Source organism: Martinezella sp. CNPSo 3964, assembly GCF_057784375.1.
In genome coordinates this window covers 1-13887 of sequence record NZ_JBXSOW010000003.1, presented here as the reverse complement: position 1 = coordinate 13887, position 13887 = coordinate 1, and the positions used below count along the sequence as shown (strand labels likewise).

At 62.2% G+C, this 13887-nt stretch carries 9 protein-coding genes; 5 read left to right on the top strand and 4 right to left on the bottom strand.

The window, feature by feature from the left end:
* The first annotated feature begins 137 nt into the window (after window positions 1-137).
* From AC13Q5_RS10610 to AC13Q5_RS10595, 4 genes are all read left to right on the top strand, one after another.
* Window positions 138-1091: a DUF1402 family protein gene (locus AC13Q5_RS10610; protein ID WP_488501641.1), complete on the top strand. Its 954-nt coding sequence runs from the start codon at window positions 138-140 to the stop codon at window positions 1089-1091.
* 222 nt (window positions 1092-1313) lie between these two features.
* Window positions 1314-2741 (top strand): cytochrome P450, encoded by a 1428-nt coding sequence (locus AC13Q5_RS10605; protein ID WP_488501640.1) that lies wholly within the window; start codon window positions 1314-1316, stop codon window positions 2739-2741.
* A 400-nt stretch (window positions 2742-3141) separates the two neighbouring features.
* The gene (locus tag AC13Q5_RS10600) at window positions 3142-5145 is read left to right on the top strand and encodes a hydantoinase/oxoprolinase N-terminal domain-containing protein (RefSeq protein WP_488501639.1); all 2004 of its coding nucleotides are present in this window, start codon (window positions 3142-3144) and stop codon (window positions 5143-5145) included.
* Between the two features lie 118 nt (window positions 5146-5263).
* Complete coding sequence (locus tag AC13Q5_RS10595; protein WP_488501638.1) at window positions 5264-7432, top strand: malate synthase G; 2169 nt, start codon at window positions 5264-5266, stop codon at window positions 7430-7432.
* Between the two features lie 339 nt (window positions 7433-7771).
* On the opposite strand, the gene AC13Q5_RS10590 is transcribed toward AC13Q5_RS10595, so the two are convergent.
* Window positions 7772-8446, bottom strand: coding sequence for a L,D-transpeptidase (locus tag AC13Q5_RS10590; protein ID WP_075853787.1), 675 nt, complete (start codon window positions 8444-8446; stop codon window positions 7772-7774).
* Between the two features lie 181 nt (window positions 8447-8627).
* On the opposite strand from AC13Q5_RS10590, the gene AC13Q5_RS10585 reads away from it, so the two are divergent.
* Window positions 8628-9116 (top strand): MmcB family DNA repair protein, encoded by a 489-nt coding sequence (locus AC13Q5_RS10585; RefSeq protein WP_488501637.1) that lies wholly within the window; start codon window positions 8628-8630, stop codon window positions 9114-9116.
* 1 nt (window position 9117) lies between these two features.
* On the opposite strand, the gene AC13Q5_RS10580 is transcribed toward AC13Q5_RS10585, so the two are convergent.
* The 3 genes from AC13Q5_RS10580 to hrpB form a co-directional block, all read right to left on the bottom strand.
* Window positions 9118-9705 carry an ActR/PrrA/RegA family redox response regulator transcription factor gene (locus AC13Q5_RS10580; protein ID WP_075853786.1) on the bottom strand — a complete coding sequence of 196 codons (588 nt, stop codon included), beginning with the start codon at window positions 9703-9705 and terminating at the stop codon, window positions 9118-9120.
* Between the two features lie 76 nt (window positions 9706-9781).
* On the bottom strand, window positions 9782-11074 hold the full coding sequence (locus AC13Q5_RS10575; protein WP_488501999.1) for an ActS/PrrB/RegB family redox-sensitive histidine kinase: 1293 nt from the start codon (window positions 11072-11074) through the stop codon (window positions 9782-9784).
* A 47-nt stretch (window positions 11075-11121) separates the two neighbouring features.
* A complete protein-coding gene (gene hrpB / locus AC13Q5_RS10570) occupies window positions 11122-13602 on the bottom strand; it encodes an ATP-dependent helicase HrpB (protein ID WP_488501636.1) in 2481 nt (826 codons plus the stop codon).
* Window positions 13603-13887 lie beyond the last annotated feature (285 nt).

Genomic DNA, 13887 nt, shown 5'->3' with positions numbered 1-13887 from the left:
AGTAAACACTCGACAGCGGGCCGTTAACTTTTTAGTTAGGGGCCCGTTTCTTTGTGTCGTATGGCTTTATTCGGCCAAGATTATCCTTCAGGCAGCCGCACGGAAACATCGGTGGAAACTTCGACAGGACAGCCATCTTGCGACGGATACTGATCACTCTTCTTCTGGCAGTCGTCAGCCTCTCCTGGATCCCGGCCGATGCCGAGGCGGCGACCTCAGTGCCTCCGGGCAACCGCAACGCCGAACAGCCGCCGGTTCCCGGCGCTTCGGTCCGGCGTACGCGCGGCACCAATTCCACCTTCGACCGCAAGTACCAGAAGGTGCGGGAGCTGCTGGCGACCGATACGAAACTGATGTCGAAGATCAAGTCGACGGCGCGGGCCTATGGTATCGATCCGATCCATATCATCGGCGCGCTGGTCGGTGAGCACACCTATAATGTCGACGCCTATGACGGGCTGCAGTCCTATTACGTCAAGGCTGCCTCCTATGCCGGCCAGAGCTTCCGCTTCGCGTATAATGGCGAAAACGTCGATGATTTCATCGCCCGCCCGCAATTCGACACCTGCAAGGCCAAGGGCGATTCCTATAGTCTCTGGACCTGCCGCGAGGATGTCTGGGACGACGATTTCCGCGGCAAGACGGTCGGCGGCAAATCCTATCCCGACAACCGCTTCAGCGCGGTCTTCTTCCAGCCCTTCTATGCCGGACAGACCTTCGGCCTTGGTCAGGTCAATCCGCTGACGGCGCTGGAGCTTTCCGATCTCGTCAGCCGCACCTCGGGCATCCCGAAGCTCAACGAGAAGGATGCGGGTGGCGTCTACAAGGCGATCATGGACCCGGATCTGTCGCTGGCCTTTGTCGCAGCCTCGATCCGCAAGTCGATCGACGACTATCGCTCGATCGCCGGCATGGATATCTCAGGCAATCCTGGCATCACCGCGACGCTCTATAATCTCGGCAACTCCCGCAAGCGCGCCGCTGCCCTTGCCGCCAAGAACCGCGGCTCATCGCAGCCGGTCTGGCCGGAAGAAAATTATTATGGCTGGCTCATCAATGATAAGCTGAGCGACCTGAAGTCTTTGCTCTAGGCATGTCGCGCAAAACTGCGCAGCGGTTTTGCGATAGCGACATGCGCACAATCAAGAACCTAAAGCGCGAGAAGCGAATCTGAAAGATCGCGATGCGCTTTAGGCGCGCGGCGCGACGTTTTATCGTCTGGATTTTGCGGGCGGCACCCACCATATCGGATGGGTGCGTCGCTCATGCTGTGTTAGATCAAATACCGCCCAGTTTCGAGGAGAATGGATCCCATGGACATGATTCCGGAAGCCTTCTCCCCGCCGGCGCCGATTCCGCGCACCGTCCCGCCGTCGCGGTGGACGATCATCAAGACCATCCTGCGCAATCCGCTCGAGCTTTGGGGTGAGCCTTCCTACACGCTGCCCTGGATCAAGACGAAGTTCTTCAACGAGCGGACGTTGATCGTCAACGATCCCGGCCTGATCAAGCATGTTCTGGTCGACAACGCCGCCAACTACCGCATGGCGGATATTCGCCAGCTCGTGCTGCGGCCGATCCTGCGCGATGGTCTGCTGACGGCGGAAGGGCAGGTATGGAAGCGCTCGCGCAAGGCGGTTGCACCGGTCTTCACGCCGCGCCATGCCCAGGGTTTCGCCGGGCAGATGCTGAGCCAGAGCCTGGATTATCTGCAGAAGTATGAGGAAATCGGTGACGAAGGCGTGGTGTTCGATATCGCGGCCGACATGACCGAGCTGACCTTCGTCATCCTGGCGGAGACCCTGTTCTCCGGCGAGATCGTCACCGAAAGCACGAGTTTTTCCGACGACGTCAACGAGCTGCTGCACCGCATGGGTCGGGTCGATCCCATGGATCTCCTGCGCGCACCCGGATGGGTGCCGCGCCTTACCCGCATCGGCGGTCAGCGCATGCTCGACAAATTCCGCGGGATCGTCCGCAACACCATGGACTTGCGTCTGGACAAGATGCGCAGGGATCGCGCCAGCGCGCCGGATGATTTTCTGACGCTGCTGCTGGAAAAGGCCGGTCCGGATGGCCTCACCATGGAGGAGATCGAGGACAATATCCTCACCTTCATTGGCGCAGGCCACGAGACGACAGCCCGTGCGCTTGCCTGGACACTCTATTGCGTCGCCAACAGTCCGCACATTCGCCAGGCTATGGAAGAGGAAATCGACCGGGTGCTCGCAACCGATGCGGAGCCGGTCGCCTGGCTCGACCTGATGCCGTATGTCCGCGCTGCCTTCGAGGAGGCAATGCGCCTCTATCCGCCGGCGCCGTCGATCAATCGCGCCGCGATCGCCGATGACGAATGGACAAGCGCCAAGGGCGAGCGGGTGACGATAGAGAAGGGGATCACGGTCCTGATCATGCCCTGGACGCTGCATCGTCATGAACTCTACTGGGAAAAGCCGCGCGCCTTCATGCCCGAGCGCTTTCTTCCGGAAAACCGGGCGAAGATCAACCGTTTCCAGTATCTACCCTTCGGCGCCGGCCCGCGCGTCTGCATCGGCGCGACTTTCGCGCTTCAGGAGGCGGTCATTGCCCTCGCCGTCATGATGCGCCGCTTCCGCTTCGATCTGACAGATGAAACCGATCCCTGGCCGGTGCAGAAGCTCACGACCCAGCCGCGCGGCGGATTGCCGATGCGGGTCACGGTGAGGAATGGTTCGGCAAAGCCGAAGCAATCGATCCGGTGAATCGATTGCAGTGACGAACGCTCGGAGCGAAAGCGAAGAGCTGACGGCTGAGAATGCGGGCTTATCCCGCCCCTGGCGGGCGGAAAGCAATTTCTTGGGATTAGGTGAGGGCTCTCCCTCATCTAATTCTTAGAAATTGCAAGGGCGGGGGTAGGCAGGGGCGCACCTTGCTCGACATCATTCGAGCAAGAAAAGCCCCCTCTCTTGCAATTTCAATGATTTAGAAATTGCGCCGAGCTTTGGACGTGTGGAACTTCTGGTGCCGCAATTCCTAAACCAATGAAATTGCTTTCTCGCCCGCCAAGGGCGAGATAGGCTCTGCGCTCGCCGCTCCGTTCACATCTTCATAGACGTTGTGGAAGTTCATGGTCATTACCCGCTCCAGAGGTTTTATATCAGCGTGACGTCTCACTTCCTGCTTGGCATCGATACGGGTGGAACCTACACCGATGCCGTTCTCTTCCATGAAACCGATGGCGTGATCGCCAAGGCGAAATCCCTGACCACGCGGCATGATCTGGCCGTCGGCATTGCCGGCGCCGTCGATGCCGTGATTGCCAAGGCCGAGATTCCCGTCTCAGCCATCGGCCTCGTGTCGCTGTCGACGACGCTTGCCACCAATGCGCTTGTCGAAGGGCAGGGCGGCCGCGCCGGGCTAGTCATGATCGGCTTCGGCCCGGAGGATCTCAAGCGCGATGGTTTGGCGGAGGCGCTGGGGTCGGATCCGGTGATCTATCTTCCCGGTGGCCATAATGTTCACGGCAATGAAAACCCGCTCGATCTGACAGCACTGCAAGAGGCCTTGCCGGAACTGGCCAAATCGGTGTCGTCATTTGCCGTCGCCGGCTATTTCGCCGTGCGGAATCCGGCTCATGAAATCAGGGTACGGGACTGCATCCGCGAGATCTCGCATCTGCCCGTCACCTGCAGCCATGAGCTTTCCTCCAAGCTCGGCGGGCCGCGCCGCGCCTTGACGACGCTGCTCAATGCCCGCCTCGTCTCGATGATTGATCGTCTGGTCGGCGCCTGCGAAGGGTTTTTGGCGACGCGCGGCATTTCCGCGCCGATGATGGTGGTGCGCGGCGATGGCGCCCTGATTTCGGCCGATGAGGCAAAGCTCCGGCCGATCGAGACTATCCTGTCGGGTCCGGCAGCAAGTCTCGTCGGCGCGCGCTATCTCACCGGTCTCGACAATGCCGTCGTTTCCGATATCGGCGGCACCACTACCGATGTCGCCGTCATGGAGGATGGCCGGCCGCGGCTGGATGCCGATGGCGCCGTGGTTGGAGGCTATCGCACCATGGTCGAGGCCGTTGCCATGCGCACCTATGGTCTCGGCGGCGATTCCGAAGTGAAGATCAGCGATCGCGGCCTTGTCGCTGCCTTCGAGCTCGGCCCACGTCGCTTGTTGCCGCTCAGCCTTGCCGCTCACATGCATGGCGATGCCGTCCTGAATGTGCTGGAGCAGCAGTTGCGGGCGACGCATCTCGCTCGCAACGCCGGCCGCTTTGCGCTCCGCACCGGCGTACCTGATCATCTTGCCAGCGGTCTTACAGCACCCGAGCAGGCGTTGTTCGACCGGATCGGTGCCGTTCCCGTCGCGCTCGACAAGCTTCTGACGATGACGTCGCAGAAGGCGACTTTGGACCGGCTTGTCGCGCGCGGCCTCGTGCATCTGAGCGGCCTGACGCCATCGGATGCCATGCATGTGCTTGGCCGGCAAAGCCAGTGGAATGCCGAAGCGGCCAGCTTGGGACTGGCGCTGGCGATGCGGCTGAAGGATGGCTCCGGCCGCCCCATCGCGGCATCTGTCGAGGAACTCGCGCAGAGGATCGTCGATCGCCTTACCCGCCAGTCGGCCGATGTCATCCTTGCCGCCTGCCTGGCCGAGGACGGCGTGGCCGATCTCGATCCCGCCAAATCCACCTCCATCGATCGCGCCCTTCGTCGCGCGCCGGGAATTGCCCGCTTCGCCATTTCCCTTGATCGCCCGCTCGTCGGGCTCGGCGCGTCCGCGCCGGTCTATTATCCGGCGATCGCGGAAATGCTGGCGACCGAGAGCGCCATTCCGGGTGATTCGGATGTCGCCAATGCCGTCGGCGCTGTCGTCGGCCAGGTGAGGGCCAGCGCCATCGTCTTCGTCACCATGCCGGAAGATGGCATCTATATCCTGAACGGCGCCGGCGAGAGCCTGCGCTTCACCGACGAGAGCAGAAGCTTTGCCGATGCCCGCTCGCGGGCCGTCGAAGCCGCGATGGCGCAGGCAAGGTTGAATGGTGCGGTCGATCTCGTCGTGGCGGTGGACGAGCAGATTGATGCGCCGGAGGTTGAGGGCAATCGCAAACTGATCGAGGCGCGGTTTATCGCCATCGCCAGCGGTCGCCCGCGAATCGCTGCGGACTAATTATTTCCGCAGAAGCATAAATCTTTCGAACTATTGCCAAATTGACAGAAGTGAAACCGTGAGCAAAGTGGCAACATGTAAAAATTGAGCCGTAGAACGGCCTTGAGGAGTATATGGCATGAGCCGCATTGATAAACACGGGCTTCAGATCGAGCAGGTCCTTTACGATTTCCTCGTCAAGGAGGCGCTGCCGGGTTCGGGCGTGGATGCCGATGCCTTCTTTGCCGGTTTTTCCGAGATCGTCCACGATCTCGCGCCGAGGAACCGCGAGCTTCTCGCCAAGCGTGACCGCATGCAGGCAGCGCTTGACGACTGGTATCGCAAGAACGGCGCGCCCGTCGATCTCGCCGCCTACGAAGCCTTCCTGCGCGACATCGGCTATATCGTGCCCGAAGGTCCGGCCTTTGCCGTGTCGACCGCCAATGTCGATCCCGAGATTTCCCACATTGCCGGCCCGCAGCTCGTTGTTCCCGTCATGAACGCCCGCTACGCCCTGAATGCGGCCAATGCCCGCTGGGGATCGCTTTACGACGCGCTCTACGGCACCGATGCCATCCCCGAGACGGATGGCGCCGAAAAGGGCAAGGGATACAATCCCAAGCGTGGTGAGAAGGTTATCGCCTGGGTTCGCGATTTCCTCGATTCCACCGTGCCGCTCGATGGCGCAAGCTGGAAGGATATCACCGGCCTTGCGGTCAAGGATGGCACGCTGGCGATCGCGGCCAAGGGCGGCGCCGTAAAGCTCGCCGATGGCGGCCATTTCGCCGGCTATCTCGGCGATGTCGCCACCCCGACGCATATTCTTCTGAAGCAGAACGGCATCCATATCGAGATCGTCATCGACGCCAGCACAGCCATCGGCAAGACCGACCCGGCCGGCATTTCGGACGTCCGGCTGGAATCGGCGATCACGACGATCATGGACTGCGAGGATTCGATCGCGGCCGTCGATGCCGAAGACAAGGCCGAGGTCTATCGCAACTGGCTCGGCCTGATGAAGGGCGACCTGACCGAGGACGTCGCCAAGGGCGGCAAGACCTTTACGCGCCGGCTCAACCCCGATGTCACCTATACCGCACCCGACGGCAGCACCTTCGACCTGCATTGCCGCTCGCTGATGCTGGTGCGCAATGTCGGCCATCTGATGACCAATCCTGCGATCCTAGACCGGGATGGCAACGAGGTGCCGGAAGGCGTCATGGATGCCGTCATCACCGGCTTGATCGCGCTCTATGATATCGGTCCGAACGGCCGCCGCAAGAATTCGCGCACAGGTTCCATGTATGTCGTCAAGCCGAAGATGCACGGCCCGGAAGAAGTCGCCTTCGCGGTCGATATCTTCACGCGCGTCGAAGACCTGCTCGGCATGCCCAGAAACACCATGAAGATGGGCATCATGGACGAGGAGCGCCGCACGACGGTGAACCTCAAGGAAGCGATCCGCGCCGCCCGCGAGCGCGTCGTCTTCATCAACACTGGCTTCCTCGATCGCACCGGCGACGAAATCCATACCTCGATGGAGGCCGGCCCGATGATCCGCAAGGGCGACATGAAGCAGGCCGCCTGGATCGGCGCCTACGAGAACTGGAACGTCGATATCGGCCTGGAATGCGGCCTGTCCGGCCATGCCCAGATCGGCAAGGGCATGTGGGCGATGCCCGACCTGATGGCCGCCATGCTCGAGCAGAAGATCGCCCACCCGAAGGCCGGTGCCAACACCGCCTGGGTGCCGTCCCCGACGGCCGCCACGCTGCATGCCACGCATTATCACCGCGTCAATGTCGCCGACGTGCAGAAGAGCCTGAAGAGCCGCGGCCGCGCCAAGCTCTCCGATATCCTCTCCGTCCCGGTCGCCTCGCGGCCGAACTGGTCGCCGGAGGAAATTCAGCGAGAGATCGACAACAACAGCCAGGGCATCCTCGGCTATGTCGTGCGCTGGGTCGATCAGGGCGTCGGCTGCTCCAAGGTGCCTGACATCAACAATGTCGGCCTCATGGAGGACCGCGCCACCCTGCGCATCTCGGCGCAGCATATGGCGAACTGGCTGCACCACAAGGTCATCACGCAAGCGCAGGTCGTCGAAACCATGAAGCGCATGGCCGCCGTCGTCGATCAGCAGAATGCTGACGATCCCAGCTACATCGCGATGTCCGGCAATTTCGACGGTTCGGTCGCCTTCCAGGCAGCGCTTGATCTCGTCCTCAAGGGGCGCGAGCAGCCGAACGGCTATACCGAACCGGTCTTGCACCGCCGCCGCATCGAGCTGAAGGCAAAGCAGGCGAAGTGATCCTTCTCTCCATCGGAGGCCACCTCGACCCTTCGAGGCCTTGCCGTCTACGCTGATGCTTCGACGGCAAGGCACCTCAGGATGAGGTGGAGTGAGTTTGCGGCTAGCGCAATTCCAGGAAAAGTGCGTAGCGGTTTTCCTGGAATTGCGAGAACCCAAAGGCTCTGGGAAAAGAGGTCAGCGCTCATCCTGAGGTGCGCAGGCCCTGAGCTTGTCGAAGGGGGCGGAGCCTCGAAGGACGAGGGCGGGTGGAACGGTTAGGACCGATCCCGAGCTCTCCAAACAAAAAAGCCGCCGAATCGATATCCGGCGGCTTTTTTCAATTCGAATGCCAGCAAATTACTGGATAACGATGACCTTGGTGCTGCGGCCTGGAAGAACGCGGCTGTAGAGATCGATCACGTCCTGATTGATCAGGCGGATGCAGCCCGAGGAGGCTGCGGTACCGATCGAAGCCCATTCCGGCGTGCCGTGCAGGCGGAACAGCGTGTCCTGGCCCTTTTCGTTGTAGAGATACATGGCGCGTGCACCGAGCGGGTTCGACAGGCCCGGGTTCATGCCGCCATCGACATACTTGGCGATTTCCGGACGGCGAACAGCCATTTCCTTCGGCGGATGCCAATTCGGCCATTCCTGCTTCCAGGCGACGTATGCGGTGCCGGACCAGGAGAAGCCCTGCTTGCCGACGCCGATGCCATAGCGCATCGCTTCGCCGTTGCCGAGGATGTAATAGAGGTGACGCTCGCGCGTGTTGACGATGATCGTGCCTTCGGCCTCATCCGTCTTGTATTCGACGATCTGGCGGCGGAACTGCGGCTTCACCTTCTGGATCGGGATCGCCGGCAGCTGGAAGCCGTTGTCGCTCGTGACACCGTAGTCGCCATCGAAAGTCTTGATGGTCTCGGTGGCCGAATTTGCGGTTGCGGCCGGCGCTGCTGCGGCGGTGGTGGCATAGCCAGCCGATGCGAGCGTTGCGACAAGGCCGAGTGCGGTCATAGCATTACGGATGCGCATGGAAGTCTCTTGAATTTTCGTGGCGGGAAACTGATGGCTGTCAACCATCTTTGTCTAAAGTTTATTTTCCATTAAACTTGGCTTTGCAAGCTGCTCTGGCCCTACAAAAATAGCGCCGGCGCGCAAATTAGAAGGACATGGTTTTTTTGCAACAACGCCGGGCCTGTCCCCGAGACAATTCATGACGATTTTGAACGTTTACAATAACAATCCGTTAATAGATGGCCGGCAGTCGGAACGGGCCATGCTTGTACGCAAGGGCGTGCAACTATTACTGCATGACATGCGACATGCGGTCTTGCCGGAGTTGCCGCTTTCAAGCGGTCGCCGCGCCGATCTCATCAGTCTCTCGGAAAAGGGCGAGATCTGGATCATCGAGATCAAGACCTCGATCGAGGATTTCCGCGTCGACCGCAAATGGCCCGAATACCGGCAGCATTGCGACCGCATGTTCTTCGCGACGCACAAGGACGTGCCGCTGGAAATCTTTCCGGAGGATTGCGGGCTGTTCCTGTCCGACGGCTATGGCGCCCACATGATCCGCGAGGCGCCGGAGCATCGCCTGCCGCCGGCAACGCGCAAGTCGGTGACGCTCAATTTCTCGCGCGCCGCCGCCCAGCGCTTGCTGTTGGCCGAATGGGCGACGGGCAAGTCTTTCGCTTCCGAGTAATCTACTTCGGCGCGCGCTTGGCGAGGATGCGCTGCAGCGTGCGGCGGTGCATGTTCAGACGGCGGGCCGTCTCGGACACATTGCGCTCACACATTTCATAGACGCGCTGGATATGTTCCCAGCGCACGCGATCCGCCGACATCGGGTTCTCGGGCACTTCCGCCTTTTCGCCGGGACGCTGCGTCAGCGCGGCATAGACGTCGTCGGCATCGGCGGGCTTGGCGAGGTAGTCGACCGCGCCGAGCTTGACCGCAGTCACCGCCGTCGCGATGTTCCCGTAGCCTGTCAGCACCACGATGCGCGTGTCGTCGCGCCGCTGGCGGATTGCTTCGATCACATCCAGTCCGTTGCCGTCGCCGAGGCGAAGGTCGACCACGGCATGTTTCGGCGGATTGGCCTTGGACTTGGCGACACCTTCTGCCACCGATTCTGCAGTCTCCACGGTAAAGCCGCGTGCTTCCATTGCCCGCGCCAGCCGGCGCAGAAAGGGACCGTCGTCGTCGACGATCAACAATGTGGCGTCCGGGCCTACATGGGCTATGACATCTGTCGCCCCGGCCTGCGGGGCAGTGCTCTCTTTATCCGTCATTCTATCTTCTATCCCGGCGATCATTCGCCTGCATATTCCTACCGATTTTGACGCTCGCTGTTTTAAGCCGCGAAAATCATTTTGTCGAATTACTGTCGATTAAAACGCGCGGCCATTCGACGCGGATGCGCGCACCCGGCGTTTCCGCATCGCGATTGCCGAAGGAAAGAACAGCACCGGAGCGTTCAAGCAGCGTCTTGGCGATGAAGAGCCCGAGGCCGAGGCCGCCCGCCGTGTCGTCGCGCTGGCGCGAGGTGACGTAGGGCTCGCCGATCCGCGCCAGTATTTCCGGCGAGTAACCGCTGCCATCGTCTTCAATGATGATTGTAAGAGTTTCGGCGGTGTATTCCACCGTAACAGTCACTGTCTTGCGGGCATAGTCGACCGCATTTTCGATGAGGTTGCCGAGACCGTACATGATGCCGGCATTGCGGCTGAGAACAGGTTCGCCCGCGCGCGGGCTCTTTTCGATGAATTCCAGGTTGATCCCGAACTCGCGATGCGGTGCGATGATCTCCTCCATCATGGACGACAGAGTGAGCCGCCGCATATGCGCCTCGTCCTCGGAGGAGAGTGTCGTTAGCCGCCGCAGGATATCGCGGCAGCGCTCGCTCTGGCTGCGCAGTAACGCCACATCCTCGCGGAACCGATCGTCCTCCCTGAGCTCGCGCTCCATCTCCTTGGCGACGACGCTGATGGTCGCAAGCGGCGTGCCGAGCTCATGTGCGGCCGCAGCCGCCAGCCCGTCGAGCTGCGACAGATGCTTTTCCCGCTGCAGCACCAGTTCCGTTGCCGAGAGCGCATCGGCAAGCTGCGAGGCTTCCATGGAGACGCGATAGGCATAGAAGGCGGCAAAGGCCATGGTGGAAGCGATGGAGCACCAGACGCCCAGCTGCATGACGCTGTGCACGCTGACGGAAACGCCCTCGTACCAGGGCAAGGGGAAGGGAGAGAAGGCAAGGCCGGTAATGCAGATCATCGCCAGGCCTATCAGCGGCATGCTGTAGCGGATCGGCTGCGAGGCGAAGGAAATGATGACGGGCACGCAGACCAGCGCCGAAAAGGGATTGGCGAGGCCACCGGTAATCAGCAGCAGCCCGCAGAGCTGCAGAAGGTCGAGGCTGAGCAGCGCGAAGGCCGCTGGTGGCTCCAGCCGATGGGTCGGCGGGTAGCGCAGCGTCAGGAAGAAGTTGATCCAGGCAAGGCAGGCGATCAGCACGCAGCAGGCCAGGAGCGGCATCGGAAATTTCAGCCAGAAGGCGACGATCATCACAGTTACCGTCTGACCGCCGACCGCAAGCCAGCGCAGCCGCACCAGCGTCTGCAGCCTGAGCCGCCGGCTGGTGTGATGGCCCTCCTGCGCCTTCATCTCGGCTTCGGAGAGTTTTTCCAGTCCCCGGAAGAAGCGTGCCATTCTTAGGTCCCTCGTGGCTTGGCGCGTATCGTCGGCAAGGCCTCGGCCGGATCCTCCGGCCACGGATGCCTTGGGTAGCGGCCGCGCATGTCGGCGCGCACGTCCTTCCAGGATCCGGCCCAGAAGCCCGGCAGGTCGCGCGTCGTCTGGATCGGGCGATGCGCCGGCGATGTCAACTCCAGCACCAGCGGCAATCTGCCGCCGCCGATCGCCGGATGCTGTTTCAACCCGAAGAGCTCCTGAACGCGAATGGTGAGCAGCGGCTCCTCGCCATCATATTGTATGGGATGGCGCTGGCCGGTCGGCGCCTCGAAATGCGTCGGCGCCATCCGGGAGAGATCGCGCTGCAGTTCGTGCGGCACCAGCGACATCAGCCCGTTGGAAAGCCCGCCGGCCGAGATGTCGGAAAGCCCGCGCGCATCGGTCTGAAACGGCGTGAACCAATCATCGAGCCGCGCGGCCAAGGCTTCGTCGCTCATATCGGGCCAGGGTTCGCCGATCGTCCTATATAAGAAGCCGATCCTGTCGCGCAGCTGCGTCGCTTCCTTGGAGAAGGGGAGGACGCCGATCCCCAGTTCGCGGATGCCCGCGGCCAGCGCTTTGGCTGCCTGCTCGCCGGAGGGGCGCGGCAGAGGCGTTTCCTCGAAGATGATGGCGCCGAGCCGCGTTGCTCGTCGCGCCCGCACCTGCCGGCTCGCTTTATCGAAAAAGCTCTGATCCTCGGTGCGGACCTCGCCCGGCAGATGCTCTTCGACATCGGGGCGGGAAATCTCCGCCGCTGCGAGAATGCGCGCCTGCGCCGCACGTCCCGTCAGGTCGGCGATGACGAGCATTTGCGATCCAGCCAGCCGCTCGGTCTCCGGCAGTTCCGCGCCGCGCCCATTGGCCATGACGAAGCGTCCTCGTCCGCCGCGCTGCAGGGCGATGCGGTCGGGAAAAGCATGCAGCAGCAATGCACCGGCAAGCGGCGGAATAGATGAGGCGGTGGGGCTGGTGTTGCCGCCGGCTGCCTGGGCGAGGCGCCCCGCAAGGCGACGCGCGGCTTCCGCCCGCTCGCCCTTTTCCGTCTTGAAGCGCCGCAGCCGGTCTTCGAGATCGATGCTCTGCCCCCCAAGCCCCTGTTCCGTCAGCAGCACGGAAAGCAACGCTGCCTCGCGCGCCTGGCCGAATTCGCCAGCCGAAATCACCATGGCTGCCAGCCGTGGCGGCAAGGCGAGCTCCCGCATCAGTCGGCCGCGTGCCGTCAGCCCGTTTTCCGCATCGAGCGCGCTCAGCTGCCGCAGCAGGGTCCGCGCCTCGGCAAGCGTGGTTGCCGGTGGTTGGTCGACGAAAGAGAGCGTTGCCGGATCCTGTACACCCCAGTGAGCGAGATCGAGTGCGAGACCGGAAAGGTCGCTCGAAAGGATCTGTGGCGGCGTAAAGGCCGGGAGTGCCGCCGTCTGCCCCGGATGCCACAGTCGAATGGCGATACCCGGCTCGGTTCGCCCGGCGCGGCCGGCGCGCTGATCGGCCGAGGCGCGAGACACGCGCACGGTCTCCAGCCGCGTAATGCCGGTCGAGGCCTCGAAGACGGGCAGGCGCTGCAGGCCGCTGTCGATAACGATCCGCACGCCGTCGATGGTGATGGAGGTTTCAGCGATCGACGTCGCCAGTACGATCTTGCGGGTGCCTTGCGGCGCGGGCCGGATCGCCGCATCCTGTTCTTTCTGGCTCAGATTGCCGTAGAGCGGCACAATCACCGTCTCCGGGCCGAACCGGCCGTCGAGCCGTTCAACCGTGCGGATGATTTCGGCCTGCCCCGGCAGGAAGGCGAGGATCGAGCCCTGTTCATTGGTATGTGCGTCGAGGATTGCCCGTGTCATCGTATCCTCGACCCGCTCTCCCGCCGGTCGATCCTGATGGCGGATCTCGATCGGAAAGCTGCGGCCCATGCTCTCGATCACGGGCGGATGGTCAAGCAGGGCCGCGACACGCTCGACGTCCAGCGTTGCCGACATCACGAGGATGCGCAGGTCCTCCCGCAGCGCCGATTGCACGTCGAGCCCCAGCGCCAGACCGAAATCGGCATCCAAGGAGCGCTCGTGGAATTCGTCAAAGATGACGGTGGAGATGCCGGTGAGCTCCGGGTCGTCGAGGATCATGCGGGCGAACACGCCCTCGGTCACCACCTCGATGCGGGTCTTGGCAGAGATGCGATTGTCGAGCCGCATGCGATAGCCGACGGTATCGCCGACCTGTTCGCCAAGCAGCGTGGCCATTCGGGCAGCAGCGGCCCTTGCCGCCAGCCGCCGTGGTTCCAGAAGAATGATCTTGCCATCGCCGCGCCAGCCTTGACCCAATAGATAAAGCGGCACCAGCGTCGTCTTGCCGGCGCCCGGCGGTGCGGAAAGCACGGCACGCCGCTTGCTGGCGAGTGCCGCGCCGATATCGGCAAGCACATGCGAGACCGGCAGCTCCGGCAATGGGGGTACTCTATATGTCACGCCCGCATGCCCCGCGCATGGTGATAAGCAAGGATCTTAATTTGCCGGGTCGGTGCTGCCGGCACCAGCTTTTCATTGAGAAGCAACATCTCCGCTCCCTTCAATCTCTCGATTCCTATTAGGTCCTGGGTGTGCGGCTGGCAATGAGAGGCCCGTCCGGTGCCCGCAGAGGCACGCGAATGTCCCTTTACCGGCGATAATCTGGAGGATTCCGCCGGTCGGCGTAAAATGAATCCCGAAATCGGCGCTAATCGCGAAAAATTCACCAGGATTTTGTCTCACCTT